Annotated in this window: 25 protein-coding genes and 1 tRNA gene; 13 read left to right on the top strand and 13 right to left on the bottom strand. The window is 49.8% G+C overall.

The features are described from left to right. Nucleotides 1–10: 10 nt before the first annotated feature. Nucleotides 11–175: a Flp family type IVb pilin gene (locus JNJ77_05430; GenBank protein MBL8822010.1), complete on the bottom strand. Its 165-nt coding sequence runs from the start codon at nucleotides 173–175 to the stop codon at nucleotides 11–13. Between the two features lie 206 nt (nucleotides 176–381). On the opposite strand from JNJ77_05430, the gene JNJ77_05425 reads away from it, so the two are divergent. Further along, nucleotides 382–876 (top strand): tryptophan-rich sensory protein, encoded by a 495-nt coding sequence (locus JNJ77_05425; protein MBL8822009.1) that lies wholly within the window; start codon nucleotides 382–384, stop codon nucleotides 874–876. Between the two features lie 69 nt (nucleotides 877–945). Continuing rightward, nucleotides 946–3276 carry a primosomal protein N' gene (gene priA / locus JNJ77_05420; protein MBL8822008.1) on the top strand — a complete coding sequence of 777 codons (2331 nt, stop codon included), beginning with the start codon at nucleotides 946–948 and terminating at the stop codon, nucleotides 3274–3276. 76 nt (nucleotides 3277–3352) lie between these two features. Here the strand turns inward: priA and JNJ77_05415 are convergent, their stop codons facing one another. Further along, nucleotides 3353–4111, bottom strand: a complete 759-nt coding sequence (locus tag JNJ77_05415) for a PEP-CTERM sorting domain-containing protein (protein MBL8822007.1) — start codon at nucleotides 4109–4111, stop codon at nucleotides 3353–3355. Between the two features lie 329 nt (nucleotides 4112–4440). On the opposite strand from JNJ77_05415, the gene JNJ77_05410 reads away from it, so the two are divergent. Next, nucleotides 4441–4929: a hypothetical protein gene (locus JNJ77_05410; GenBank protein ID MBL8822006.1), complete on the top strand. Its 489-nt coding sequence runs from the start codon at nucleotides 4441–4443 to the stop codon at nucleotides 4927–4929. An 81-nt stretch (nucleotides 4930–5010) separates the two neighbouring features. Beyond that, the gene (locus JNJ77_05405) at nucleotides 5011–5448 is read left to right on the top strand and encodes a PaaI family thioesterase (GenBank protein ID MBL8822005.1); all 438 of its coding nucleotides are present in this window, start codon (nucleotides 5011–5013) and stop codon (nucleotides 5446–5448) included. Nucleotides 5449–5460: 12 nt separating this feature from the next. On the opposite strand, the gene JNJ77_05400 is transcribed toward JNJ77_05405, so the two are convergent. After that, nucleotides 5461–7968: a hypothetical protein gene (locus JNJ77_05400; GenBank protein MBL8822004.1), complete on the bottom strand. Its 2508-nt coding sequence runs from the start codon at nucleotides 7966–7968 to the stop codon at nucleotides 5461–5463. Nucleotides 7969–8348: 380 nt separating this feature from the next. Here JNJ77_05400 and JNJ77_05395 point away from each other — a divergent pair, with 380 nt between their 5' ends. Both JNJ77_05395 and JNJ77_05390 read left to right on the top strand, forming a co-directional pair. Next, the gene (locus tag JNJ77_05395; protein ID MBL8822003.1) at nucleotides 8349–9539 is read left to right on the top strand and encodes a DUF4190 domain-containing protein; all 1191 of its coding nucleotides are present in this window, start codon (nucleotides 8349–8351) and stop codon (nucleotides 9537–9539) included. A 56-nt stretch (nucleotides 9540–9595) separates the two neighbouring features. After that, a tRNA-Leu gene (locus JNJ77_05390) sits at nucleotides 9596–9679 on the top strand. A gap of 18 nt (nucleotides 9680–9697) precedes the next feature. Here the strand turns inward: JNJ77_05390 and JNJ77_05385 are convergent. After that, entirely contained in the window at nucleotides 9698–11623 is a 1926-nt protein-coding gene (locus tag JNJ77_05385) for a serine/threonine protein kinase (protein ID MBL8822002.1), read from the bottom strand. A gap of 222 nt (nucleotides 11624–11845) precedes the next feature. Further along, a complete protein-coding gene (locus JNJ77_05380; GenBank protein ID MBL8822001.1) occupies nucleotides 11846–13384 on the bottom strand; it encodes a hypothetical protein in 1539 nt (512 codons plus the stop codon). 172 nt (nucleotides 13385–13556) lie between these two features. Here JNJ77_05380 and JNJ77_05375 point away from each other — a divergent pair, with 172 nt between their 5' ends. The 4 genes from JNJ77_05375 to JNJ77_05360 all read left to right on the top strand — a co-directional run bounded on the left by JNJ77_05375 (nucleotide 13557) and on the right by JNJ77_05360 (nucleotide 16424). Further along, complete coding sequence (locus JNJ77_05375) at nucleotides 13557–14057, top strand: UvrB/UvrC motif-containing protein (GenBank protein MBL8822000.1); 501 nt, start codon at nucleotides 13557–13559, stop codon at nucleotides 14055–14057. Between the two features lie 184 nt (nucleotides 14058–14241). After that, nucleotides 14242–14730 (top strand): UvrB/UvrC motif-containing protein, encoded by a 489-nt coding sequence (locus JNJ77_05370; protein ID MBL8821999.1) that lies wholly within the window; start codon nucleotides 14242–14244, stop codon nucleotides 14728–14730. Continuing rightward, nucleotides 14727–15797 (top strand): protein arginine kinase, encoded by a 1071-nt coding sequence (locus tag JNJ77_05365; GenBank protein ID MBL8821998.1) that lies wholly within the window; start codon nucleotides 14727–14729, stop codon nucleotides 15795–15797. The genes JNJ77_05370 and JNJ77_05365 overlap by 4 nt, the downstream gene beginning before the upstream one ends. Before the next feature lie 153 nt (nucleotides 15798–15950). Then, a complete protein-coding gene (locus JNJ77_05360) occupies nucleotides 15951–16424 on the top strand; it encodes a thioesterase domain-containing protein (protein MBL8821997.1) in 474 nt (157 codons plus the stop codon). On the opposite strand, the gene JNJ77_05355 is transcribed toward JNJ77_05360, so the two are convergent. From JNJ77_05355 to JNJ77_05345, 3 genes are all read right to left on the bottom strand, one after another. Continuing rightward, entirely contained in the window at nucleotides 16393–16758 is a 366-nt protein-coding gene (locus JNJ77_05355; protein ID MBL8821996.1) for a cupin domain-containing protein, read from the bottom strand. The two genes, JNJ77_05360 and JNJ77_05355, sit on opposite strands and share 32 nt — an antisense overlap. A gap of 29 nt (nucleotides 16759–16787) precedes the next feature. After that, nucleotides 16788–18098: an HlyC/CorC family transporter gene (locus JNJ77_05350; GenBank protein ID MBL8821995.1), complete on the bottom strand. Its 1311-nt coding sequence runs from the start codon at nucleotides 18096–18098 to the stop codon at nucleotides 16788–16790. Between the two features lie 105 nt (nucleotides 18099–18203). Then, complete coding sequence (locus JNJ77_05345) at nucleotides 18204–18608, bottom strand: hypothetical protein (protein ID MBL8821994.1); 405 nt, start codon at nucleotides 18606–18608, stop codon at nucleotides 18204–18206. A 122-nt stretch (nucleotides 18609–18730) separates the two neighbouring features. Here JNJ77_05345 and JNJ77_05340 point away from each other — a divergent pair, with 122 nt between their 5' ends. From JNJ77_05340 to JNJ77_05330, 3 genes are read left to right on the top strand one after another with little or no spacing between them, the layout of a single operon-like run. Beyond that, complete coding sequence (locus JNJ77_05340) at nucleotides 18731–19150, top strand: helix-turn-helix transcriptional regulator (GenBank protein MBL8821993.1); 420 nt, start codon at nucleotides 18731–18733, stop codon at nucleotides 19148–19150. After that, nucleotides 19147–20010, top strand: a complete 864-nt coding sequence (gene arsM, locus JNJ77_05335; GenBank protein ID MBL8821992.1) for an arsenite methyltransferase — start codon at nucleotides 19147–19149, stop codon at nucleotides 20008–20010. Before JNJ77_05340 ends, arsM begins: the two co-directional genes overlap by 4 nt. Nucleotides 20011–20044: 34 nt before the next feature. Beyond that, nucleotides 20045–20452: an arsenate reductase ArsC gene (locus JNJ77_05330; protein MBL8821991.1), complete on the top strand. Its 408-nt coding sequence runs from the start codon at nucleotides 20045–20047 to the stop codon at nucleotides 20450–20452. A gap of 38 nt (nucleotides 20453–20490) precedes the next feature. On the opposite strand, the gene JNJ77_05325 is transcribed toward JNJ77_05330, so the two are convergent. From JNJ77_05325 to JNJ77_05305, 5 genes are all read right to left on the bottom strand, one after another. Then, nucleotides 20491–21450 carry a glucosamine-6-phosphate isomerase gene (locus JNJ77_05325; GenBank protein ID MBL8821990.1) on the bottom strand — a complete coding sequence of 320 codons (960 nt, stop codon included), beginning with the start codon at nucleotides 21448–21450 and terminating at the stop codon, nucleotides 20491–20493. Nucleotides 21451–21473: 23 nt separating this feature from the next. Further along, nucleotides 21474–22229 carry a PIG-L family deacetylase gene (locus JNJ77_05320; protein ID MBL8821989.1) on the bottom strand — a complete coding sequence of 252 codons (756 nt, stop codon included), beginning with the start codon at nucleotides 22227–22229 and terminating at the stop codon, nucleotides 21474–21476. 312 nt (nucleotides 22230–22541) lie between these two features. Further along, nucleotides 22542–23099: a PEP-CTERM sorting domain-containing protein gene (locus JNJ77_05315; protein MBL8821988.1), complete on the bottom strand. Its 558-nt coding sequence runs from the start codon at nucleotides 23097–23099 to the stop codon at nucleotides 22542–22544. A gap of 276 nt (nucleotides 23100–23375) precedes the next feature. Continuing rightward, entirely contained in the window at nucleotides 23376–24287 is a 912-nt protein-coding gene (locus tag JNJ77_05310) for a PhnD/SsuA/transferrin family substrate-binding protein (protein ID MBL8821987.1), read from the bottom strand. A 156-nt stretch (nucleotides 24288–24443) separates the two neighbouring features. After that, nucleotides 24444–25769, bottom strand: a complete 1326-nt coding sequence (locus tag JNJ77_05305) for a TolC family protein (GenBank protein ID MBL8821986.1) — start codon at nucleotides 25767–25769, stop codon at nucleotides 24444–24446. Between the last annotated feature and the right edge of the window lie 294 nt (nucleotides 25770–26063).

Below are 26063 nucleotides of genomic sequence, written 5' to 3'. Positions count from 1 at the left end.
GTGTGTATCACTAGGAAATAGCGGAATCGGCGGTGCTGAAAGTTCGGGAAGAACTGGTACCGACCTGGCGGATAACCACAATGCACAGCACGATGATCAGTGCCAGCATCACAGCGTATTCCACTGCTGTTGGGCCGTCTTCATTGTTGATGAATCTCTTGATGGCTGCAAACATGACATCTACTCCAAAACTAAGTGTGGGGTTGGAAACGGGCAAATGGGCAGGAGACGCCCATACGTTACGTTGTAAACACAATATTCACGGTATGCAAGCATATTTTGAAATAATCTCATATTTTTCAAATGATGCATAATCGCCAACTGACAACCAACCAGCATTAACCTGAATCGTCAATCAGCACTATTGCGAAAGATGACAGTATGGATCAAACAATTTTATTTGCTGAAAGTAAATGGAAAACCTTTGGTGCCTTGCTGATCTGGCTTGGCATCTGCTTTGGTGTAGCTGCACTGGGTGGATACGCCACCAGCCAGGGATTGTCGTTGTACTATCCATCGTTGCGGAAGCCTTCCTGGACGCCACCAGGTTACGTCATTGGTACCATCTGGCAGGTACTCTATACCCTCATGGCGATTGCAGCATGGCTGGTCTGGCGGAAAGTGGGAGTCTTTCACCTTGCCATTGCATGCTTTATTCTGCAATTAGTGCTCAATCTGGGCTGGTCCTATGCTTTCTTTGTCATGCAATGCCCAGAATTTGCTTACTATGAACTCTGCGCACTCTGGCTGTCCATCGCCATCACCATTTACTTTTTCTGGCCGATCTCGCGCATCGGTGCGCTGCTGCTTGTTCCCTACATTCTATGGGTGACATTTGCAGGCTACCTGAACTATACCATCTGGGATATGAACTGATTTGATTCAGTTGCATGGAAACAACTGCTCCTTCCTTGCTGCAGGTTGTCAGATGCTACAATGTCCCCCATGCCTAGCGAGATGCTATTTCCCGATGCCCATCTGCCTCCTGAACAACCAGAGCCGGTGGGGTATGCTCAGGTTATTTTCAACAGACCTATCACCACAGTTTTTACCTACGGCATACCTGATGAACTGCAAGGGCAGGTAGACCCAGGCAAACGGCTTATTGTCCCCTTTGGCCGGGGCAATGCTCAAGCGATCTGTTACTGCGTCGATGTGAACCAGACGAAACCTGAAAGAGCAGTCAAACTGATAACGCGCGTTATCGACAGCGATCCACTCTTTACACCACAGTTACTCAAGCTGACACATTGGCTCTCAGATTATTATTTTTGCGGATGGGGCCAGGCGCTGGATGCTGTGATTCCCGCTGCTGCCAAGGCTCAGGCAGGTTCTCGTGAACGTGATTTTGTTGCAGCTATTCCGGAACCCCTGCTGCCAATCGCACCTCCACGACTCAGTAAGAAGCAGGCAATCGCACTGGAATACCTCCGTGCTCATCCTGGTGCACACGATACCAAAACAGTGATCGATGAGACCGGCTGCTCGCTCCCCATACTTTGGGCACTGGTAGAACGTGGCTACATTACACGAGAGAAGCGACGTGTTGAGACGCACCTGCTGCCTGCCACACCACTTCCAACTCAGGAACATCTGGTACTGAATGCCGATCAGCAAAAGGCTCTTAACGTCATCGAAAAACAACTTGACGCAGGCGGGTATCATGCTTTCCTGCTCTATGGCGTTACTGGTTCAGGTAAAACCGAAGTGTATCTGCAGGCTATCGACAAGGTAGTGCGGGCAGGCAAGCAGGCGCTGGTGATGGTCCCAGAAATCAGTCTGACGCCCCAGGCGGTACAGCGATTCGAAGCACGGTTCGGTTCAGTAGCAGTCCTTCATAGTCATTTGACCGATGCCGATCGAGGCAGCCATTGGCGACGCATCGCCCTAGGCAAAGTGCCGGTGATTGTCGGCGCCCGCAGTGCCGTCTTTGCCCCCACAGCCAACCTTGGACTCATCATTGTTGACGAAGAGCATGAACAGAGTTTCAAGCAGGAAGCAACGCCTCGTTATCATGGTCGTGACCTCGCTATCGTTAGAGCTCATCGTGAAGGCATACCCATCATTCTTGGCTCAGCTACCCCTTCACTGGAATCATGGAACAATGCCAAAAAGGGAATCTATACTCAACTTGATCTTCCAGTGCGAGTCAGCGGCAGACCGTTGCCACCAGTTGGCGTCATTGACATGCGACATGAGAAGATCCCACCTGGCCCCTATAAGGCCATTGGCCCCAGCTTGGAGTCTGCCATTCAGCAGGCATTGAAAGAAGGCGGACAGGTCATTCTCCTTCTCAACCGTCGTGGCTTTGATACCTGCCTGTTTTGCCCTGACTGCGGTCAGACGGTCAAGTGCAAATTCTGCGATGTTGCCATGACCTACCACCGCTATGGCAAAAACAAAGTTAGCAACGAGGTTGCACATGGGGTACAGGGGTATCGTGGCGAGCAGAGGGATATGGCAGGTACCGCCTTGTGTCACTATTGCGGCTTCGAGATGGCCCCACCCCGAAGGTGCACTACCTGTGGCGTGGGCAGTTTACGTTATTACGGATTTGGTACTGAAAAACTGGAAGAAGAACTGGGGGTCAAATTCCCTGGTGTTGCCGCAGCACGCATGGATGCTGACGCCACAAAGAAGACAGGCAGCCATGCCAAGATCTTCAAAGCCTTTCAAAGCGGGGAGATTCGTATTCTGTTCGGCACCCAGATGATTGCCAAGGGACTGGATGTACCCTCTGTGACATTGGTTGGTGTAGTGTATGCCGACCAGGCTCTGCATCTACCAGACTTCCGTGCGAGTGAACGCACTTTTCAATTGCTGGCCCAGGTGGCTGGACGTGCCGGCCGCGGCGATCATGGTGGTAAAGTGCTCGTTCAGACCTTTCACCCGGATCATCCCAGCATCCGGCTGGCAACAAGACATGACTACGTTACCTTTGCCGAAGCTGAATTAGCTGCACGCACCTTGCATCACTTTCCACCCAGCACACGCCTGGCACGCATTATCTTCCGCAGCCGTGATGCCATACAGGTGGAACGAGAATCAGAACAATGGACCAAACTATTGGAGCCTCATGTTGGTAAGGGGTTGAAAGTGCTCGGCCCCGCTGCTGCTCCCCTCAAGAAACTGGAAGGCTGGTATCGTCATCATTTACTAGTTCTTACCGGCACCTCGCATACGCTGCATGCTGCACTCAAGACTGTTCAATCAGCGTATCAGCCTATTGATGGAGTTGAAGTTACCATTGATATTGACCCGGTAGGGATGATGTAGAAATCTGAATATGCCAAGAAAAAACCACTGTAAGCTTTGCAACTTACAGTGGCTCTGAGCATGGGTTGATCACAGATTATCGTTTGCTTGCTGAGTATTTGTTATTTTTGCGTTTTCGCCACCAGGCACCAACACCACCTGTAACTGCCAAACCAGCAATCAGTGCGATTGTGCCGGGTTCGGGTATCGCTGCAAACTGAATTTCTGCACCCCAGACATTGCTTGAACGGCCAAGTGCCGTCAAAGAACTGAGGAAATTACCGTTGGTATCATACTGGAGCAAATCAGCGCTCGGATCATTGGGGACAATCCACAATGTGTTATTGGAGTTATCGAACGCAATACCACCGTTACCACCTGTATGCGGAAAGGAAAACTCCTCCACACCAGCCAGAGAATATCGATACAAGTTCCCGCCGGCATTCAGCCACAATCGACTTGAACTTGTATCGTAAGTGATTCCAAATGCAGTGTTACCACCCACCGGTGCATTAAAGAGAAACGTGGAGTTGGTCCAGTCTCCATTTGCTCGGAAAACGGCACTGTTTGGGAATCGAACAGAGTAATTGAAAGTTCCGTCAGTAGTGCCATCAAGGAGTTGACTCTGGTTGTCACCACTCAATGCTGCTGAGTTCCCTGTTGGCGCACCAGTAGCAACACTATATTCGATGGCTGAGTCAAGATTATCCCGATGCCCCAACCAGATGGTATCCCGAACCGAAAGTGGATATCCTAAACTAAAGCTCGTGACTGACCAGTTTTGTGCTCCCGTTTGCAAATTGTATGACTGTAAGCTTAGTGAATCGCCATCTGCAAGAATTAAGGTCTGAGCCATGACTGGCGAAACGATGAACATACATGCAAAGCATGACATCAGCCTCAAATAATTTCTCATGAAGAACACCTTTCCATGATTTCGAGACTAATCCATGTCACTTAGTAAAACCATTCCGATAGCGTACCTTAAGCCGGGATTTATCAGTCGTCAATAAAAATAGACAAAAACCTTTCAAAATTTACGCGAAGCTCCTATTCTTCCCAGCTCACTAATTGCCACCAATCAATCTGGATTAAATCGAACGTAGTCAGTTTTGTTGCGAGTTCTTTCTTGCACTGGATCAAATCAGGCTTTAGCCTGAAGCATCCTTCCGAAGGAGCGTTGATATGGAAGCCGTCTCGCAGTATTCCGGATTTCTAGCTGCTCATAATATTGATCGCGTGTTTCAGGGCGAAGACATTGTTCCCATCCTTGCTTACGAAAAGGCAGATGGTTCGCACGACATTCTGAAACTCCCCGAACCGCTTCATGTAGGATTGTCGCAAGCCAGTGAATGGTTACGGGAAAATCCAGAGAAGGCATCTCATGCTGTCGTGGTTTTTCAGGGATCAGTAGTTATAGACGATAAAGATGTGGATGCGATTATCTGCCAGTCGGTTCAATTTGATCCAGAACTGATCAGATTCAAAATTGCCACCCCTTTTAAACGAGCCAAAGACCCTTCGAAATTCAAGGTATATCGAATCAAGATCATGGATTACCAGGGGCCGGAAAATCCAGATTTTGATGCGATCGTCGCTGCGTTCTTTTCGGGTATTGAAAACAATGAACAGGGTGCAGATGTGTGGTACGATCACCTGGATCAGAGTAAGTAGAGAATGTAACGAAGGGCATCGTCATTCAAGAGTGCAACTTCCCGTAGAATAATACAACTCTCACTACGTAGAAGACCGCACATGAGCGATAACCTGTCCATCGGCAAGAAAATTCTGGCTGCCCAGCCTTTCAGTATCCTGATGAAATCGGAACTCATCAGCATTGAACCGGGCAAGGTCGAATTGAAAACGCCTATCACGGATGAAGTGAAACAGCAATACGGATTTGTACACGGCGGGGTACTTGGTTACGCTGCTGACAATGCCTTGACTTTTGCTGGTGCCTCATCTCTCGGCGTGCCTTGCGTGTCGTCTGAATACAAGATCAACTTCGTGCGACCTGCATTGGGAGACTATCTTCTGGCTCGTGCAGAATCTATCTACACTGGCCGAACACAATCTGTCTGTCGTTGCGACATCTATGTGGTAAACGATGGCATCGAAAAACTGTGCGCCACCGCCCAGGGAACCATTGTGAAATTGGCAGAAGAGAAGAATAAACCTCTCACCCATGTTTAGGTTAATTCTCGATCAAATTACCCCCAGTACTTTCAGTACGATTGCAATCACAGCCACGACCCCTCCACCAACCAGACCTGCAATTATATCGCGAGAGACTCCCCGACCATTGGCAGGCAATACTGCCTGGCTGAGAAACTGCCATTGCCTTCGGGCAGCTCGGGGCCAGTCAGCCAGACGGGCATTCATATCATCCCACGCCTTACGGCCTCCACGCCGTACCATGTTTTCGACGAGTGAGTAGGCCTCGGCTTCCAGACCTTCCGTCTGTGCATTCAACGCTTCCGAGGTGGTTCCATCCAGTGCTACAGCCAGAAATGCCTGTATCTGGTCCGGCTGCTTCCAGAAATATTTACTTTCCTGACATTGCTTCAAACACTCTCGATAGAGTGCCGATGGGCCATTAAACAACGGCCCCCAACTCAAAAGCAACGCGACCAGTTCATCTTGGAAAGTAATAGTTCCCATGCTCGACAAAGCTGCTTGTAACAACCGGGCGTTGGTTGCAGGGCCAAACAATTTAGGCTCTAATTGCATGGCAAGCGAAATCATGTTGAGTTGATCGGGCCGTACCGTAGGCATTTCGAAGTACCGATTTACCAGGAGCATCGCCTTCAAACGCTCTTCTACCGGACCGCTGATGCCGGATCGGCTTTCCAGTCCAAGGAAGAAGGAATAAATAGCTGGGTTTTCCAGCAAGTCGCCCGCCTGGCCGTTGAGCAGATGCCCAGCCAGTCGATCCAGATTGCTCTGGCCATCGAGCCTTTCCAGAATGGCGGCACCATGTTCCTTGACAAAGGGTACAGGATCAAGTGTCGAAGGACCTACATCGAGTGCTGCGCCAATGCAGCGGTTGAGAATGCTGGCAGGAACTGGTGGATCGAGATTGAACAACTCATGCAGCCAGCCCGGCTGTGGCTCTTCTTTCAGTATCTGTGCAAACAACTCTGGTGCAACGGTTTTGCCTTCAGGTGTCGTAATCAACTGCTGCAATACAACCATTGCCAACGGCCTGTTAGCCGACAGTGCCTGGGCTACTGCACCAAGATTCTCGGTACTCTTGAGCAGTTCCATGCAGGTTGCCACCTGATAACCCTGCGACAGGCTCATGCCGAGCAGCATCCGCAGCTTTTCTGCTGGTATCTTCAGCCAGCGGCTCATCTCCGTATCGAGCGATTGTCCATTGCTTAGCGGACGCAAGCGGGTGAACTTGGGAATGAGGTACGAGCGCATGTCCCAGGTCAATGATTCAGGGTCAAGCTTCCGGTTCAGCAATTCATTCCAGATACCCTGTCCACTCGCTGGTGATGCGACCGGCAACATCACTTCCAGCGCACAGCGGGTTCTAGTAATGTCGCCTTCTTGTAGTGCCTTTAATCCAGCTTCATGAATGGTTTTGGCGATCTGGTTGAGATGATCTGGCTTCTGCCTGAGGGCATTGACAACGCGGGGGAAGGTGCCTGTTGCAAATTCCACATCCTCGAGCGCCCAGTTGAGAAATAACTGTTGATATTCTGTTCGCGTACATACCCAGGAGGCGAGGGCACTGTCCTGCAAAGCCTTGATGGCTTCATCCTTGGTGATAGCATCTGGCCCGCGGCCAAGCCGATAGACGACATCAATCAGTGAATTGTCACGCAGACCCAGCCGTTGCCATGTGGCGCGGAAATCATCGAGCGGACCGAAGTTGCCTGATGAAAGAACCTGCATGGCAAAATCGACGAAGGGGATATTCTGATCGAGACTGGTCTTGGTTCCCGTGTAATAGTTGATGCCTACACCTGCACCATCGTAACAGGTGGGTGGCAGTTCGTGGTCTTCCGTATCAGGCACCGTTCCCACAATGCGGGCGGGCGATTCCAGTGGTGCATGTTCATACGTAGAGAACGTGAGTGTTTCGAGCATGCTGGCAGGCAATGTCCTCGTCAGACCATAAACACACAAGGCCACCAGTTTTGAAGGTGCCGCCACAAAGATATGGCTTTCATGTGAAGTGCTGAGAATCGCCGCGAGCATAAACTGAAAACATTCCCGATGTTTTTCATCACCGAGGAAACTGGTCAGACTGGCATCATCGAGTTCCACCGATACAGGTGGAATGAGAGCATCGCTGAGTTCACCGAGACCATCCGCGGCCGACTTCTGCCACTGGTCACTACCCCATGTCTGAATGGCCTGATGAGCATCAAGAGTGGGAGGTACATCGAGTAGAACATGCGTAAAACTATGGCTGGGAAGTCCATCAACTGCAGGTGCCAGGGTACCATGACTCAGTACGCGACCAACTCCAGGCGTATGCAGCAGGGCCAGACTTACTGGAGCACTGCCATTGGCATGGCTGGGAGGTTGGTAGCGCACCAGCGGCGTCAAGGCGGATAGCTGTTCATTCGTCACACCACTGGAGGCGGCACAAGGTCGGAATTCATGTGAAATGGAATGCGTCGTGCTGTCATGCCTGGAGGTCGAACCATTGACCATAACAGACGAGCGATCCAGCGAGGCAAAATATGCTTGCTTCATGGTACCTCGGGCGATGTACAGATCAGGACTAGTTATCTATCTCATCCATGAAACAAGAAGGCTACCCTGCCCAGCTATAGGTACTGTAGCATATTGTTGGGGTAAAATTCAGTGAGTAGAACATTTACCCCTAGGGTACATACCTACTTCAAAGCTGATGACTAGCTTTCATTAATATCAGCGAGTCCCACATACTTCTTCGATCATGAATCAGCAACTGGCCGAAAGATCGACAACAAAAGCAAGATCTTAATTCGTAATTTCCATGCAACTTAGCAGTGATTTACAGCTGAACTACCCTGGCACCACTGGCGTATAACCCTCTAGGTTTGCACAATATCAATCGTTAGTTGGTTGTTTCGCTGCAATTGAGAATAGCTATGGCTTCGCCGATCATTACGCCTCTTCCCGTTCAAACCGATACTGAATATCGCCCGATCAGCCGCATGGCAGTAGCCGGGCTTATCCTGGCAATACCATCGATGTTGATTTTCGCCATGAGCAGTCTCTGGTGGCTGCTGATTCTGGTCTGTTTGCCCGCTGCAATTATCAGCATCATGGCACTCAGACAGATCAGGCAATCGGAGGGCAACCTTGCAGGCGAAGCCGTTGCAATGCTGGCAATCGTGATCAGCGTGGGATGCGGCCTGGGCTGGATTACCATGGTGACGGTAACTAAGTACATCACGGAGAATGAAGCCAAGTCTGCGGTTGATCAATGGATTTACAAAATGCAACATAATGAACCAGGTGCTGCGTTCCTACTGATGATGTCGCCTCGCAAACGAGAGATCACTTACAATCCAGAAGATTACGGAAGATTGCGTAGACAGTTTCCAACATCCAAGCATGTAAGCCAATTTGACAACTTTCTGATTGATCCGATCTGTGGAATCCTGATGCGATATCGCGACCAGGCATCCTTGACTTACGACATGCTTCTTGAAACAAAAACGCTGAACAACTCGACCAGTTACAAGTTTCGATATCTGTTGAATTCACCTATTGGCAATGGTAGTTGTGTAATTTCAGCAGTTTCTGAAGACTATCTGACGGATGCAGGAGTACGACGTGACTGGTTTATGAGCATCGATAACAATGCAACACAATTCCAGCATACTTCCTATGGCGAACAACTGATGACAGCATCCAATCGAGCGCAACTGATATTAGAACGATTTGTGTTCGCCATTGCAAACGATGAAAAAGAAATTTATGAACCGATGCTGTCGACAAATAACCGCGGTGATTTTTCGACTGTTCTGGGATATATCCGTCCACAAGATAAGACAGGCCCTGTTTTTTTGAGTCTGCAGAAACCCATGCGCTTACGTTCTGACAAACTGGATGGAAAACGGTGGACTTTGAATTTTGACTGTACAACAGTAGTTGAAAATTCACGAGGGGTGGATTTCTCGGTAATCTGCACCACAGATGACATCAACAGCAACAAATGGATCATGAATGATATCCGTTTCCTGGGCATGAAACGCCTTTCCAGCGAGTCCGGAATGCAGTTGATTACTCCAATTGATGCGGCCCCTGCGGCACCAAAAGCTCCTGCTAAATAAGAACTCATCGCGGAGCAGTTGACATTCTTATCCGCTTGAATAAATCAGCAATCCGAGCCGAAGTGGCGGAATTGGCAGACGCGCTAGATTCAGGTTCTAGTCTGGGAAACCAGGTGCAGGTTCAACTCCTGTCTTCGGCACTCATTTCAGCATTTACTTCAAGCGAGGGTAAGTGCCTTGTCATTGAAAGTACTCTTTTCAGTTTTCCGAAACTGCCTCCAGGAGCGAATCACCTGCCATGCGAAATACAGCATGAACAGTAGATATACAGTCCATGCGGGTTTTGTGTTAACTGCTTCTCCAACTGGGAAAAGTATGAGTCCCAGTAAACAGAGAACATAAAGACCCAGCCGCAAGATCAATCCCCATCGGTGGATGGCACCCACAATAGCCACTGCACAAGCCAGAATACACCACAACCAACTTATATTGTTCAACAGGTTGGTCTCGAAATGGATGGGATAGGCAATCAAAAACAAAAATGCCGTGACGAATTCAACATAATACATGAGCGCGTACCAAGAGGATTTCTCTCTCCTGCTCAGGTAGTAGGCAACCAGCGTTTGACATACCACCGATGTCATGCCAAGTACGAATACAAAAAGCAGCGCCAGCATTACACCTTCAAAAATACCCAGCACCTGCATGGAAACCAGATATCCCAAAAAAGCTCCACTCTGTTCCATGTCTGGAATCTTCTGCAAATCGGGTAATCGTTCCAACAGTTCTTTCCGAGCATTGGCCCGGATTTCCGAATTGTCAAACCCCATCAATGAAATACAACGCATATTTTCGATCTGTGGAACAATAGCGTTTGCAAGAACTATCGTCTGTGCCACACCACTAAAGCAGGCAGTAATACCAGAAATTGTGCCACATCCCAGGCCCAATGCCAATGCACCATTGCTAGCACGAGGACGGAGCAGCAGCATAATCAGAGGTCCTTGCATTATCCAGGAAAACAAGGCAATAATGGGCATCAACCATACGACGTATTCCGGGATTTCTCGTAGCGATTTCCAATCCAGCCAACGTAAGAACAAGGGTTTCGCAACGGAGGGAAATTTTTCCAATGATTGCTCACTACTGGTCATTACCTGCGGAATAAAGACGATCATCATGGCGATCGACATGATTAACCCGGAAATCATTCCTATGGTGATCAGCCGAATCGCACCGCTGCTGTGCTTTCGTAACCACTCCAGTACCTGTCGGCTGGTATTCGGTGGACGCACTGAAATCGGTTCGCCAGCCAGCCAATGCGCAAGGTCATCCGCAAGGACAGCGGCACTGGTGTAACGATCATCCGGGTCTTTCGCCAGACACTTCAGGCAGATTGCTTCCAGCCCGCGGTCAGTACCAGGTTGCAGCTGACTGGGTGGTTCAGGCTTGGCTTCCACAACCTGCATGGCAACCGCTATTGGATCATCGCCCAGGTAAGGCGGGCGACCTGTCAGTATCTCGTAAAGAATCACACCCAGGCTGTAGACATCGGTGCGTGTGGTGGCTGATTTCGCTTGGCCGGCTGCCTGCTCTGGCGCCATGTAACGCGGTGTGCCGAGAATCATCCCTGTCAAGGTAGCATCCTGCCCGGAACGTTTTGCCAGCCCGAAGTCCGCCAGCATCGGCTGATCCGGTTTTTCCAACAGGATGTTCGATGGCTTCAAATCACGATGAATCACTCCCCGTTCGTGTGCATGCTGAACGGCTCTGCACACTTTTTCCAGTATCTGGATTAACGATTCCACACCCTCTCGAGGATCATGAGACTTCAGCCGATCAGCCAGGTTGCCTTTGCCTACCAGCTTCATGCTGTAGAAAGGCTGGCCCTGGAATTCACCAACTTCATAAATGGGTATGATGTTCGAATGATCGAGAGCAGCCACCGCCTCTGCTTCGACACGGAATCTATCTATCGCAACTTCATTGGCATAATTGCTGGCAGGCACCATCTTCAAAGCTACTTCGCGATTAAGGCTGATCTGCCTGGCTTTGTAAACGATCCCCATACCGCCTTGGGCAATCTGAGAGATCAGTTCGTAATCGCCAACCACTCCCTGCGAAAACGATGGGGTATCATGCACCGTGGTGTCTGATATTCCCTGATAAGCAAGGGTAGCGTTAAGTGTGCGGTTAGAGTGCTTTGCACAACAACCGGAACATAGCCCTTCTGATGAAAGGGGTTCAAATGGTTGACCACACTTCTTACACGGGACGGCAGGCACAATCGATACCTCAAAAGGCACCGGGTATCTGTGCAGTATAATCACCGTTTCTCGAAGCTATACCAATTATTTACCCGATAACTATTTATTTTTGCTGGATAGCTTTCGCACCATTTCAGCGACTTTCTTATCTTTGCCACCAATCATCTGCCCCAAACAAACGCAGTTTTCAAGGAAACTCGGATGTCTTTTCATGCTCGCAAACATCTCTGCCTGTGCCACCAATGTTGATCTGCAATCGACACCTCGTGCCAGAAACGCTTCGAAGAGTTGTTTCGTTGCTTCAGGCTGCTGATGAAAGGAGAGATAGTAAAGCAGATTGAATGCCATGTAAGGATTGTTCAGCATGACTTCCTTTTTGTCTGCCTGTTTCAAGTGTTCAACGGCTTTTGCTACACCCTGCTCTTTCAAAACCAGTAATAGCTTTCGCGGAGTCAGTGTAGTTATTGCAGCCCAGCCTGTTTTGCTGCCTGCAGGCATCAGTTCCACATAGGGTTGTTTGCCAGGCAAATTCTGTTGCAATGCCTGCAACTGCTTCCATGCCCCTTCATCGCCTTTCAATTTGGCAGCCAAGTATAGTTCCACGACGCGCTGCAGTTCTCGATTCTGTTTTCGAACCTCAGCGGCTTTCTCGCGTTTGCTGGCATTTCCTGTATCCTGTTCACTGACAATAGTTGCAGCCCAAACGCCCTGCGAAATGTAATCGTTATGATCAAGTCCCGGGATAGTGAAATAGACACGCTCACTCTGATCGAGAGTATCAGCTAATTCAAACAGCGCCGTTGGACCAGCAGCAAACAGAACCGGCGTCTTGAGTTGCTTTTGACCTTTGGTCAGTTCATCAACCAGCAGATGCCAACGAGGATCTGCCAGTGTGACATAGTCCTGTGTCGTGTCCAGGGAGACAATTGCGTCAACCGCCACGCCAGCATGTGCCGCATAGATCAAGGATGCATGGGCACCAGCACTGTGGCCTATCAACCCGACGTGCTTCATATCAACCATGTCCAGACTGGCGGCATGGCGAAGCAAAAACTCAAAATCGCGCCCTGCATTTTCCGGATCGACATTAAACGACGAACCATCCGCATGTTGAAAGGCGCTGCCCATCACCACATAACCATGCCTGGCCAGTTCTTCGCAGTGCTTTGCATTATCTTCGAACGACGACCCTGCCCCGCTGTGATAGATCAACAGTGGAAATTTTCCTGTAGCAAGTGGTGCATGCCGAAAGCAACCTGTCTGTCGTTGCAATACCTTGTCCAAGGATTGCTTTTGAGCTTCACTGGCTTGCTTTATCTCAACCCCCAATAATTCCTGGCAGATTACATTGCGATTGTATTCCACCAAGGCTTTTGCGAGTGGTTTCAGCAAAGCATCGTCTGGAGTGATTTCCAGGTATTGACGATGCGTCATCGCTGTACCGCCTGGCTTGGCCGGATACCACAGATTGACCAAAACTGGCCTGGCACTTTTTTGGTGGCCATAGGTTTTGCCGTCATCAAAAGCAGTGCGATACGTCCGAGCCGGGTCACTCAGCCAGTAGGATTTGAAACCAACCACAGTATCATGTGTTGTGTTAGCCATGAACATCAGGATGCAGATTAATTGGTTCATCATGAAATGCACATGGTCTGAACAGTTAGATGAAAAGTCGTTCGCTCTTTTTATTGATACATTTTCCGGGATCATCCAGCACGGCCAACCGAATGTTCTTTCTCCACAACCTCGCCATTGCTACTAATCCCTCCGCCGGTTAGAATTGATTTGTCATTATGGAGGATCATTCAGCGTGCGCTGCCAACGGTGCCCCAAACCTGCGACCCTGCATCTGACAGAAATTGTCGGTCCGAAAATGATTGAAGAGTTGCATTTCTGCGAAGAATGTGCACAGAAGCATCTGTACGAACCAGCGTTGGTATCAGGTGAAAAGCTGCCTGAACCCAAGCCAGTGGAAAAAGTTGCAGACACTGATGAATTCGAAGCACTCAACCGGCTCGAATGTACTCAGTGTGGCATCACCTTCAAAGATTTTCGTTCTACGGGCAGGCTTGGTTGTCCGCACGATTACGAAGTCTTCAAGAAGGAACTTCTTCCTCTGCTGGAAAACATACATGGAGAAATCAGGCACTTGGGTAAATCACCCCGGCGTAAATACCCCCAGAGCGCAGCTAGCACACAACTCAGTGCTCTACGAAAACAGTTGCAAGGTGCCATTGGCAGGGAAGATTATGAGCAGGCTGCTCAGATCCGCGACCAGATTAGAAATTTGGAAACAGAGGAGTTTCGATGATGAACTCGCATGCAACCGGCTTCCCAACAAGCCTATTGAAAGAGCGTAAGTAAACACCAGAATGATAGTTCATGCATTTTCCTCTATGGAAAAGTGGGTGGAAAATACGAGAACTCCTGTTGTTGATTCATGATCGCTACCTATGCAGGGATGCTCGAAACGATATCGTATTCGGATGGAACCCATGAAGCCTTGTGAAAAATGTGGTGAGCCTGCATCGGTTCATCTCGGTCATCCCGTGGCAGGTCAGGAGCCAGTTGAAATTCATTTATGCATCAGTTGTGCGGAAAAGGAAAACCTGCTGGTAGGCAAGGAACTGCAGATTTCCGCCATTGTCCAAAAAATCATCACCAAGTATGGCACAGAAGGTATTGATAAACCTGGTCAATTAATCTGTCCTTCCTGCGGAATGCACTACACTGAATTCCGTTCTCAAGGTAGACTGGGTTGTGCACATGATTATGAGGCCTTTCGCCCAGGCCTGTTGCCTTTACTTGAACGGATTCATCGCAAAACGGTGCACACTGGAAAGCGCCCCAGGCAACGATCACAAATATCACCCGTTGAGTTGCAGGAACTTCGCCTGCAATTGAGCGAAGCAGTCAAATTGGAAGCCTATGAGCGGGCCGCCGAGCTACGCGACCTGATTCGACATAAGGAACACCACGGATGACTTTTGATTTTGAAGAACTGGCTCGCACCTCAGGTGAATGGCTGCGTGGTACAGGTCCCGAATCGGATGTCGTCGTTTCATCACGCATCCGTCTGGCCCGTAACATTGTCAACTTTCCTTTCACCAACCGTGCCTCGGCAATGCAGCGTGGCGAACTTGAATCACTTATTCGCGACCGGTTTTCCTCCAAAGACTGGGGATTTGAGTTCAAGTACCTGACCGTACATACACTTTCTCCGGTGGACCGAGAATTTCTTCGCGAAAGACAGCTCCTGAGCCGGGAACTGGCAGGAACTGAAGGGCCACGTGGAGTTGCTTTTGAAGCACACGAAACGCGTTCAGTCATGGTCAATGAAGAAGATCATCTGCGTCTGCAAGTATTACGCAGCGGTTTTCAACTCGATGAAGCTTGGCAGGATATCGATCAACTCGACGACAAAGTGGAAGAACGCATTTCCTATGCATTCAGTGAAGAGTTTGGGTATCTGACTGCCTGTCCCACCAATGTCGGCACGGGCATGCGGGCCAGCGTGATGCTGCACCTGCCTGCTCTGCAGTTCACCAAGCAACTGGAGAAAGTCTTCCGGGCATTGCAAAAGATTAACCTCGCAGTTCGTGGACTCTATGGCGAAGGCACTCGCGCCTCAGGCGATTTCTATCAGATCAGCAACCAGGTCACTTTGGGCAAGGATGAAGGCACCATTCTGAAAGAAATCCGCGAAGTGATTCCTCAGATCATCACCTACGAACGAGAAGCACGCAAAGCACTGATGCAGCAGTACCAGCCTCTGGTACAGGACAAGGTTTCCCGTGCTTATGGCACCTTGAAAGCTGCCACCATGATGTCCGCCGATGAAATGATGGACCTGCTTTCCACCGTCCGATTGGGCATCACGCTTGAAATGGTTGAGGATTTGACGATTCCTCATCTAAATATGCTCTTCCTGCAAACCCAGCCTTCACACCTCATCAAGCTGACTGGTAAAGATCTGACTAACGAAGAACATAACGTTGAGCGGGCGACTTATTTAAGGCAGAAGCTGAGTGAATTAACGAGCAGGAATTAATCATTCAGGAAGCTAAATGCAACTTTCCGCCTGTTGTCCGTTTATAACATCTGGCAGGCGCGGTTCTTTTGTTTTCTCCTGTCAAATGCTCTCGCCTTGATGACATTAAAGAAACTAAAATCAGTAAAGTTTATCATCCAGAACATTCGATTAATGACCGATATGGTGCAGACTATCAGCGATACCCTGCTTGCCGAGCTTCAATCCATTTTGCATGAGAACATCCCGCTGACCCGTTGCATGGGTCTGAAGGTGATGGAATGCAATGGTAAAGGGCTGCTGTTGAGCGCGCCCCTGGAACCCAATATCAACCATGCCGCCACCGCCTTTGGAGGCAGCCTGAGTTCAGCCGCTACCCTGGCCTGTTGGGGAATGCTCTGGCTGATGCTCAAACAGCGAGACCGTTCCGCCTGCATCATGGTGCAGGAAAGCAATATTTCGTTTGTGCGTCCTGTCACTCGCGACTTCATCGCTCAATGCTATTACCCGAGTGAAGCCGCCCTTGATCGTCTCTTACAGATGTACGACAATATGGGCCGAGGCCGTATTGAAATGCAGAGCGAGATTTACGAACGATCACAACCCTGTGTTGGCTTTACCGGCAAGTTTGTCCTGCTTCCAGAGTAGCGCTCTGTTCGCCGCCTTCGGGCCCATAGAAAAATACCCAGACTGCAAAGTCGTCGCTGAACTGTTCAAAGCGATGTTCCTGCCCTGCTGCAACAAAAAGAAATGAGCCTGGCTGCACCAGAACGCGCTCACCGCCATTAAAGAACAATCCCTTCCCTCGAGCAACCACGTAGATTTCATCACGGGTATGAGGTTGTTGCGGATCATGCCCTCTGGGAGAATATAACTCGGCATTGAGAGTGCCGTGTTCGAACACCGGCACCGCCAGGTTTCCTGCAGGAGGTGGCCCCAGTTTGAGTGCTTGTTCCAGTGTGATAGCGAAGGCTGAATGCATGATACATCTCACTGCTAACGATTCAGTTATCATTCATTCTGTGGAGAATCGACAGGATTGCCTGAAAGTTTACTCACCAAAATCTTATCCAACCTCGTGCGATCGAGGTCGATCACTTCAAACCGCCAAGCTCTCCAGTCGAAGTGCTCTCCCAGTCTTGGCATGTGTCCAAGACGCTTGAAAACGAAACCACCCACAGAATGATACTGCCCTTTCTCTTCCTCAATTTCAGCATCCAAGCCAATGTGTCTGAATGCATCTTCTACAGCTAATGATGCATCAACTAGATAGCTGCCATCCTCTCTTTGTGTGACACCTGCAGGCTCTTCATCCACATCGTCGATATCACCTACCAATGCTTCGATAATGTCATGCAGGGTTACGATACCGACAAAGCTGCCGAACTCATCCACAACTAGTGCCATCGCCACTTTGTGTTGCTTGAACTGATCAAGCGTTCTGAAGGGCGAGGCAGAAACAGGAACAATCAAAGGCGGCTGAATAATCGATTCCCAGTTACCACCCAGACCTTCCAATTGATATGCGGCGAGTTCCTTGGCAGAGATGATACCTACCGGCTCATCCTTGAATTCTTCGAACACCGGGAAATGCTGGTGCGGCTCCGACATCACGAGTTCCCAGGCATCGGGTGTGGTCATTCCCTTTTTCAAGTGAATGATCTCGTTGCGAGGCGTCATGATGGAAGACAGGGTTCTGTCACCCATCTGAAAGAGTCGTTCGATAATCTCCTTCTCTTCCGGATCGATAGCACCTGTTCTCGTACCTTCTACTACCATGGAAGCAATGTCTTCCTGCGAGACATCCGGCTCATGGCGTTCTTTAATGCCAAATAGAAAGACCAGGGCATCAGTCGAGCGATCGAGGAACCAGACAATGGGCCTGCATAATGTTGAGAAAATCTGCAGAAAACGTGCACTTCCGCGGGCAATGGCTTCCGGGTAACTGAGCGCCAATCGTTTGGGCAACAGTTCCCCAATCACCAGAGACAGGTAGGTAATGAGCAGAATAACGAGGACGAGGCTGATCGTCTGAGCATAAGGAGCAAGCCAGCTTACTTTGGACAACACTGTTGCCAGCGAGCCAGCCAAGGTTGCTCCTCCAAACACGCCTGCTATGATGCCTATCAGGGTAATACCGACCTGCACTGTTGCCAGAAAACTGCCTGGCTTCTCCGCGAGTTGCAGTGCCAGTTGAGCTGACCGATGCCCTTCATCAGCATCTTTTCGCAGTCTCGATTTCCGTGCTGACACCATGGCCAGTTCCGTCATCGACAGAACGCCGTTGAGCACAATCAAGGTAAGGATAATTATGATTTCCATATCTTCGCAATATAGTGGCGAGACACCATCATCTTACGGATGATACTGAAAGGAGACTTGCGATATGAAGGAATGAGCTGTGATAGCTCAATCTACATCTGTCATCTAACTTCCACTGACCCGATACGCTTCCTTCTCGAATGGATTATCAAGATAGGGATTCTTGCCTACCAGCCAGAGATACAGACTGCATCCCAGGTAAGCCGGTGCCATGAAGATGCCCCAGCGACTGAATTGCCTGACATGTACATGTTCGTGCTCGCGGGCAAAATCAAGATCGTCTCTAGCCTGGCCGAAGATGACATGGCCGAGCGTCATCGCTGCAGCGCCCTTTGCCAGCAGATGGTGTTTCAGGAACCATTTCATCACCCCGCCCCAGAATTCGATCACACCACGAACGATTTGCACACGCCCACCAGTCAGTAGTGTCAAAATCCCCAAGAACAGGCCGAGCAGTGTTAAAGGTAACGCCCAGAGATAACCAGCAAGTGCAAGAAAAAATCGCAGCATGCCGCATTATACACCTGCTGGGCCACAAAATGCTCGCTTTCTGCATCCATACGAATTCAAGGGAGCACCTTGACATGAAACTATTACACTATATCATGTAATAGTAGATTGAAGGTTGTCCTATGGCTTCGAAATCCAAAACTGATCGCTGTTTCAGTAACTCTACTGAGTGCTGTCCAATTATTGCTGCACTCCAGACCAAACCCCTTTTGAGCTTCCTGGATGCTGTAAAAATCATGGCACTCTTCAAAGTGCTGGCCAATGATACACGCATCCGGCTGTTGCATCATCTCATAAGGTCTGGTGAAGCATCAGTTTCCGATATTGCCAGAACGCTGGGCATGAAACCACAGGCGGTTTCCAATCAGCTACAGAAACTGCACGACACCCGGATGGTCACATCACGTCGTGTCGGGAACCACATTTTGTATCGGGTGATGAATGCATGCGTTGCTCCGCTACTCGACCTGGCGCTCTGCCTGATGTCCGATGTATCGCAAAATTCTTCACCATCTCCATTACGAAAGCAGGCGTTGTCATGAGTACGACCATCGAAAAAGCCATCAAGGAAAAATACGGTTCCGTAGCCAGCAGTTCTCTTTCCAGTGAACATGCCGGTGTTCATGCGGTTGCCAAGGCTTTCGGCTATTCTGCTGAAGAACTCGCCAGCATACCGGCAGAAGCCAATATGGGACTCTCGTGTGGCAACCCGACTGCAACAGCACATCTCAAGCCAGGCGAGGTGGTAGTTGACCTTGGTTCCGGAGGCGGACTTGATGTTTTTCTAGCCGCCAACAAAGTTGGACCCACGGGGAAAGCTATCGGTATCGATATGACTCCAGAGATGCTTGATCGTGCGAGAACCAACGCTGCCAGGCAAGGCTTCACCAATGTTGAGTTTTATCAGTCCACGATTGATCGAATTCCACTGCCCGATAACAGCGTGGATTGTGTCATCAGTAATTGCGTTATCAACCTGGCCCCTGACAAACAGGATGTATTCCGTGAAATCCATCGAGTTCTGAAGCCTGGCGGTCGGCTGGCCGTTTCTGATATTGCGTTGAAGAATGCACTACCTGCAGAGATCGGAAAAGATCTGCTCGCCTATGTCGGCTGCATAGCCGGAGCTATTTCCTTCGATGAGTATCGCCAGGGATTGAACGCTGCAGGATTCAAGGCAGTTGAGGTTGTTGATACCGGGAAGGATTTAAATGCCTACTCGCAGGTTGAAGGTCAGTCGGCGTGCTGTTCCCCTTCTACCAGCCCCAATAATCCGCTTGCGATAATTGATGAAGGGTGTTGCGGATCAACCAGCGAAGTACACAGTAGCCTCGCAGAGTTGCTGCAACGATATAACGTGAACGACTATGCTGCCAGCGTGCAGGTTTACGCGGTCAAGTAAATCGTTGCAAGGCGAACAGCCATCTGGAGCGAATATGAAACGAATTCTGTTTGTCTGCATCGAGAACAGCAATCGTAGTCAGATGGCTGAAGCCTTCGCTCGCATGTATGGGAAGGATCACTTTGAAGCATATAGCTCTGGCTCAAAGCCTTCAGGCCAGGTCAACCCACGGGCCATTGAATTCATGAAGGAATTGGGATATGACTTGTCCACACATCATTCTAAACCATTAAACCATTTACCAGAGGTTGAGTTTGATGCGGTAATAACTATGGGTTGTGGCGATTCATGTCCCTGGGTGAAGGCGAAACTTCGCGAGGATTGGGGCATTCCTGATCCCAAGCATCTGTCTGATGATGAATTCCGGAAGGTACGTGACTTGATCGCTGAAAAGGTGAGAGGGCTTCTTGCAACTTTGAATTACACGTGTCCGAAATCGTGATGTCAAGATGATATGGTTTGCTCTGATAAAAAGTTCAATCAATGCGCTTCCGCCGTCAATGGACCTGCGACCGACTGTATCACAAACAACCGGCCAGGCATGGTGGGCATCCATGAACTCGGTACCCAAGGATCAGGACCATAGTGCAGCGTCATGCGTACCGATTGGCCTTGCCAGTTGAAGTTGCCTTGGCAGCCATCAGCTCCGCCAATTCCGTAATCAGCTTGTGTGAACAGCCCCGGGCCAATGGTATTGGCTCGGAGTGGAATCAGGGTAAGCCTACTCGCAAAGCTGTGCAATGAGTTTTGTTCAATCGTCAGCGGATGCAACTGGGCACCCAGTCGATAGGGTTCTTTCCGCCATGCTTCCACACTTGTAAACTCAGTGGCAAAGTGAGGCTCCCAGAAAGCAATGTGGCAGGCACGGCCTATGCCATAGACCACCACCAGTTTTGCTCCATCTTTACGAAGCCTGCTGATACGGTCTGGATAAGTGGGCAACAGTTTCCGTGTCGCAAAGAACCGCTGCGATTTCGGAAACGTCAGTTTTCCTAATGGCCCATAGAAGGCCGCTTCCATTGCACCCTGAAAACTGCCCGGTGCATTGCTCGGCGCGCTGTTCCCCAGTTCATCGGACCACTCATCCATATTGAAGCCATGCACGTGCCTGCAGGAAATGTTGTGCTTCTGGCAAAAGTAAACCACCCAGTCATACATGCCCATTGGACCGACAGGCAGAATTAGTGCAAGCTCCCGCTTCGCCTGAGCTGTTTCCTGTATCTGACAAAAAATCTCATAACCCATTTTCGCATTCATGGCTTCCACACCGCCAGAACTATCACGACATATATCCCACTGGAAATCACGATGCCAGTAAGGCTGACGTTTCTGCATCTGTTCCAGTGACATCGCAGTTAATCTGTCAATTTTTGGATAGTCCCAACCAGATGGATAAAACGTTCCGGCATAAGAATCGGCAACTGTAGATAGAAAATTCATGTTAGCTCCACGTTTGCTTATCGTTATTCGCTCTTTGTAAATTCTCCGAGCACTTCCTTCAACAAACAATTCGTAGGATAACCATATCCCCTGTGCTGGCGAAAACCTTCAGCACGTTCAACACCAATTGCCTTGCCTCGACGGTTTGACCATTCATCTAACATGCGCGTATATTCATCCACGCCGTAATGGGCCTTAAGCCAATCTCGCTGCGAAGCATGAGCACAGATCATATCCATCTTCTTCGCATACACTGATGTGATATTGATGCCTACACTGCATTGAGCCAGTTTGCCATCGTGATCCACGATGCCCACCGGGTCTGCATAATAAAGATGAGGAATGGTCGAGCCTGAGAGTATTGGGCCGTTGCCACAGTTAGGTACGATGCAGCCATTACTAGCTGCCCGGGCCAACTGTGCAGTTACTTCATGGTCGAGCATGTAATCCTGTTGGGCATGGGTGAACATCAGGGTGGGTGCAATCGCCCGGACCAGACTTACCGCCCGCCTGATGGAATCTGCATCAAAAGTCACATGAATATCCCGCAACTCCAAACAATGATATTGTGCCCCGATCATCGCTGCAGACCGCACATTTTCTTCCCTACGGATGCGTGTAATCTCAATTGGATTCAGCGTCGCGCTGCCCCCATCGCCCGGAGTGCTGCTGGCAATGTGAATTTCCCAGCCCCGTTCTGCCAGCAAGGCTAGCGTTCCTGCTGCCAGAAATTCACAATCATCAGGGTGTGCCATCAGGCAGAGGGCGACTCGTCGCATGAGATTTCTCGTTCAACACGTGGGCTTGGGATATGATAGAATTGCCGACACGATGATGCCAGCAGGAATAGTATGCATATGAACGCACCTAATGAAGCAACCGAACAATCCCGCTCTCCGTGGGTGTTCTGGATTTTTCTGCTAAGCATCGTGGTGGTAGGCGGTCTGCGTACCATATCGCCTCGCAACGGAGGAACCTGAGTCAGCGGCCAATGTTCACCGAGTTCGGTGATACCGTCAGAAGCAGAACAACATATTGGAATACTGAAAACGAAAAACCCCTGACTTTCGGCCAGGGGTAGTGTGTTACAACTACTTCGACAAACACAACTCCGCATTATCCTTCGTTGGCTCCTGCTCTGAACATCCAGCAGGCGAGGTCGGCTTCCGGCGTAACCAGAAGTAACCTGCAGCTAGTGCCATGCTGCCACACAACACAAGAGTGCCCGGTTCGGGAACCGACATGGCTAAAGGCTGTACGCTGGTATCGTATTTGTTGACATCAAATAACCCCACGCTGCTGCTTTCCTGTACATTCGGCGTGTTCACCGTAGTACTGATCCCATGATCAGGCGCCAGGGAGTTGAAGCGGAGGAAATAGGGAGCGAAGGACCAACGACCCATAGGTGTAGTTTGAATGGTCGACGGAGTATCTGTTGTCGTAATGATAGACGAATTGGAAAGCCCACCCTGCAAGCTGATGGCTGGTGCAACAAAGGGGTCTTGAGGGGCGGTAACAGCCAGTGGCGCTTGTGGCAATGACGAAGTGCTAGATGTGGTTATGGAAGCGTTCGCGGGCGACAATTGACCGATACGCCAACTCAACATCGAAAAATTGATCAACGACTGGGATGGATTCGCACTGCTCATGCTACTACTCGAACTACTACTGGATGGCTTCGCTGTGTAGGGCACGACCTGAGCACAGAGTTGACTGACAAACAGGCAGTAAATAAATAGGGATAAATTCTTTGACAGTCTCATGCACGACCTCCATGTCGTCTGATACAAGCGCAGCGGCTAATAGTAATTATTTTAGCAGGAAAGGAATTTCAATGCAATTGCAGATAGTCGCAACAATAATAACTCAACAGGGCCGGTCGAAATCCATTCGACCGACCCTGCTTGTGATGTCAAACCACGGTGTTACTTCGTGAAGGTCGCAGGGATGATTGGTTCAGGGAAGTCCTTCACGATGTTCTTCACTAACTGATCGTACTCAGGAGTCGAGGGAATAAACTGGCTGATACGCCAGAAGTTCAGAATCTGTCGGCAGAATGGTTGCTGATGAGCAGTGAACAACCCATCACGCAGTTTCTTCAGATCAGATTCGGGAATGTTACCTGGCTTGTAGATCAATGCTGCAGTCGGGAAGTTGGGGGATTCAGCTACCACCATCAGTCGCTTGGCTCGCCCTGGTTTACGTTCCTGGAAAACATCCCAGGCACTTCCATCTACCACCACGGCATCCATATCGCGATCCAACACTGCTTCGATTGCTGCGTCCGTATCAGGCGGAGTTTGGCAATTGGCAAAGAAGCCATTGGGTTGACAGCCTAACCGGTTAATGCTGTCGTGCAGGAAAACCTGGGCATGATGCTGGGTGCGGCGAGGCAAAGCCAGTTTCTTGCCTTGTAATTCCCGCATGGAACGATGATGCGTATCTTTACGCATCAGTACATATGCCTTCATTTTGATGTCGGAGGTATATGCAATAGCTAATGGGGTAAGACCCTTGGCCTTGTCACCCAGCCAGCCAAGTTCAATGCCCGCTACAACACCTAATTGAGCTTTGCCTTCCTGAATGTTCTGTGCGAGTTGTTCCGGACTTTCAAAACTGAACTGCGGACGAACACCACCAACCATGGCAAACAATTCCGACAAAGGCTGCACCTGAATCATGGCTGCTGCCGGTGTGGTCTGCCCTCGTATGACTGAATCGGAAATGGTGATTTTGAAGGTTTTTGCAGGGGCAGTGTTATCACCAGCCAGCAGAACAGTTGCAGCAAGCGGAAGTGCTGCAACTAAAAAAAGGAAGCTACGCCTATGATGCATCATGGTGCTCGCGGGTCCAAGGGTGGTAGGGGAGTGAGTCAGTGAGTTGAGCGAAAGGCTACTTCTTAAACTTACCACCTGTAAGTTCTGGCAGTCTGGGTGGCAAGAGGAATCTGAGGCAGAATTAAGGTCTCGCTCAACTCACAAGCGTCATACTCGTTACTTGTTCTCTGAAATGAAGCATTCCCAGAGATGGCCCGCGGTAGCCCGCTGCAGGTAAGCCAGTGTCATGCCGAACTGATAATAAGCCTCATTCAGGTCAGATTTGTTTTTCACATCCAGCCCATAGGCGGTAAGCAAGGCATCGGTTTTGAGCTGATCCTGGCGGAAGAATTTCTCAGCATTCTTATAAAGAGTGGCTGATTTGCCGACAGCAATCTTCTGAAGTTCAATCAGCTCAGAAGCGCGGTTGAGCCGGGCACAACCCTCTTCAGCTTCCAAGGCAACCAAACCACGTGCCTTGTCGCTCACTGCCAAAGCCCGGTAGTAGAGTGCATTGGCGCGTTCCACACGCTGATTGCGGTTGCCTACCAGGTATGTAGGCATTTCTGGGCCAACAGGACCAGGCTTATATTCACCATTGATTACCTGGGAAGGCAGTATTTTGGCATGAATATCTGAGGAAGCTGCAAAGGTGCGTGAATAGAAATGGCACAGAATGCGGCTCTGGGCCTGAGCTTCCAGACAACTGACATCAGCCAGGATGGATGCCTGGGCCAGTTCTGGGCGATATTTCACAGCCATGTCGGTAGCGGTTACGCAGCAGAGGCGAACCTTATTCGACTTGGTGTATTCCTGAGCGGTATCGTAGAACCGTGTCAGCTTGCCATCATCCACTTCAAATTGAGTGTTGTACTCCAGTCCGATGGCTTCACGCAAAGCAGCCTTGGCTCGTGCCATACCCACTTCGGCTTCACCAACCTTGGATTCAGCCAGTTTTACGTAGATATCGAGCTTATCCAGATCGTCCTTGGTGACGTTCTTGGAATCGCCAGAAGCGAGCAACTGTTCAGCAACTTTGTAAGTTGCTTTGAGAGTTTCCACAGCATCCTTGGCGAGTTTGAGCTGTTCGCGAGCGTAAATCACACTCAGGTATGTGCGGTTCACAGCATTCTTGGTTTCCATTTCCACCTGCTGCACATTGGCGGCAGCAGCATTGAGACCACGATTGGCCTGTTGTTTACGGACGGGGCCTTCAGGAACGAAATTGATGAATGGACTGTCGGTCACGCTTTTGGCAACGACACTCGATTCATACGAATGACGTGCTGCACGGATGGCAGGCTGCTTGTCCAGTGCCTGATTGATGGCATCATCCAGTGTGATCACCAGATTGCTGGCCGCTGGTGCCTGCTGCAGCACAGCTGGTGCTTTGCCTTTATCCTGGGCAGCGCCAGGCGCTACACTTACCAGGCACAGGCCGACCGTGGCAGTACCGAGTAATAGGCTGTGGAAGATTCGGGATGTCAAAATACTGCGAGCCATGTCGAATGCCCTCCTGGCAACGGGTCGCTGGGCGACCTGGCACGATCCATGTGCCGATGGTCTGTGTTCAAGTCTACTTTCGTCTGAATGAGCAGAAAAAAGCCAGCGAACTTACTGCATGAAATCCCAGATATTTCCGCATCATGACGCATCGTGCCTGGGAATCTACACGTAGCGACTGGATGGGTTGTAGCAGGGGAGTTTGTATTCGATACTACCTGTCAGCAAGTTAGAAAAACTGAAGATTTTCATTCAAGAATCTGCTGAGCTGAAACCACAACAATCTCCTTGTAC

The organism is Planctomycetia bacterium, assembly GCA_016795155.1.
Classification (GTDB): Bacteria; Planctomycetota; Planctomycetia; order Gemmatales; family HRBIN36; genus JAEUIE01.
The sequence above is the reverse complement of the archived record's forward strand: the minus strand, read 5'-3'. Positions and strand labels throughout refer to the sequence as shown.

What these genes read in the sequence shown, in the direction of transcription:
- JNJ77_05430 (MBL8822010.1), bottom strand. Translation starts at nt 175, where the DNA reads ATGTTTGCAGCCATCAAGAGATTCATCAACAATGAAGACGGCCCAACA.
- JNJ77_05425 (MBL8822009.1), top strand. Translation starts at nt 382, where the DNA reads ATGGATCAAACAATTTTATTTGCTGAAAGTAAATGGAAAACCTTTGGT.
- priA (MBL8822008.1), top strand. Translation starts at nt 946, where the DNA reads ATGCCTAGCGAGATGCTATTTCCCGATGCCCATCTGCCTCCTGAACAA.
- JNJ77_05415 (MBL8822007.1), bottom strand. Translation starts at nt 4,111, where the DNA reads ATGGCTCAGACCTTAATTCTTGCAGATGGCGATTCACTAAGCTTACAG.
- JNJ77_05410 (MBL8822006.1), top strand. Translation starts at nt 4,441, where the DNA reads ATGGAAGCCGTCTCGCAGTATTCCGGATTTCTAGCTGCTCATAATATT.
- JNJ77_05405 (MBL8822005.1), top strand. Translation starts at nt 5,011, where the DNA reads ATGAGCGATAACCTGTCCATCGGCAAGAAAATTCTGGCTGCCCAGCCT.
- JNJ77_05400 (MBL8822004.1), bottom strand. Translation starts at nt 7,968, where the DNA reads ATGAAGCAAGCATATTTTGCCTCGCTGGATCGCTCGTCTGTTATGGTC.
- JNJ77_05395 (MBL8822003.1), top strand. Translation starts at nt 8,349, where the DNA reads ATGGCTTCGCCGATCATTACGCCTCTTCCCGTTCAAACCGATACTGAA.
- JNJ77_05380 (MBL8822001.1), bottom strand. Translation starts at nt 13,384, where the DNA reads ATGATGAACCAATTAATCTGCATCCTGATGTTCATGGCTAACACAACA.
- JNJ77_05370 (MBL8821999.1), top strand. Translation starts at nt 14,242, where the DNA reads ATGAAGCCTTGTGAAAAATGTGGTGAGCCTGCATCGGTTCATCTCGGT.
- JNJ77_05365 (MBL8821998.1), top strand. Translation starts at nt 14,727, where the DNA reads ATGACTTTTGATTTTGAAGAACTGGCTCGCACCTCAGGTGAATGGCTG.
- JNJ77_05360 (MBL8821997.1), top strand. Translation starts at nt 15,951, where the DNA reads ATGACCGATATGGTGCAGACTATCAGCGATACCCTGCTTGCCGAGCTT.
- JNJ77_05355 (MBL8821996.1), bottom strand. Translation starts at nt 16,758, where the DNA reads ATGCATTCAGCCTTCGCTATCACACTGGAACAAGCACTCAAACTGGGG.
- JNJ77_05350 (MBL8821995.1), bottom strand. Translation starts at nt 18,098, where the DNA reads ATGGAAATCATAATTATCCTTACCTTGATTGTGCTCAACGGCGTTCTG.
- JNJ77_05345 (MBL8821994.1), bottom strand. Translation starts at nt 18,608, where the DNA reads ATGCTGCGATTTTTTCTTGCACTTGCTGGTTATCTCTGGGCGTTACCT.
- JNJ77_05340 (MBL8821993.1), top strand. Translation starts at nt 18,731, where the DNA reads ATGGCTTCGAAATCCAAAACTGATCGCTGTTTCAGTAACTCTACTGAG.
- arsM (MBL8821992.1), top strand. Translation starts at nt 19,147, where the DNA reads ATGAGTACGACCATCGAAAAAGCCATCAAGGAAAAATACGGTTCCGTA.
- JNJ77_05330 (MBL8821991.1), top strand. Translation starts at nt 20,045, where the DNA reads ATGAAACGAATTCTGTTTGTCTGCATCGAGAACAGCAATCGTAGTCAG.
- JNJ77_05325 (MBL8821990.1), bottom strand. Translation starts at nt 21,450, where the DNA reads ATGAATTTTCTATCTACAGTTGCCGATTCTTATGCCGGAACGTTTTAT.
- JNJ77_05320 (MBL8821989.1), bottom strand. Translation starts at nt 22,229, where the DNA reads ATGCGACGAGTCGCCCTCTGCCTGATGGCACACCCTGATGATTGTGAA.
- JNJ77_05315 (MBL8821988.1), bottom strand. Translation starts at nt 23,099, where the DNA reads ATGAGCAGTGCGAATCCATCCCAGTCGTTGATCAATTTTTCGATGTTG.
- JNJ77_05310 (MBL8821987.1), bottom strand. Translation starts at nt 24,287, where the DNA reads ATGATGCATCATAGGCGTAGCTTCCTTTTTTTAGTTGCAGCACTTCCG.
- JNJ77_05305 (MBL8821986.1), bottom strand. Translation starts at nt 25,769, where the DNA reads ATGGCTCGCAGTATTTTGACATCCCGAATCTTCCACAGCCTATTACTC.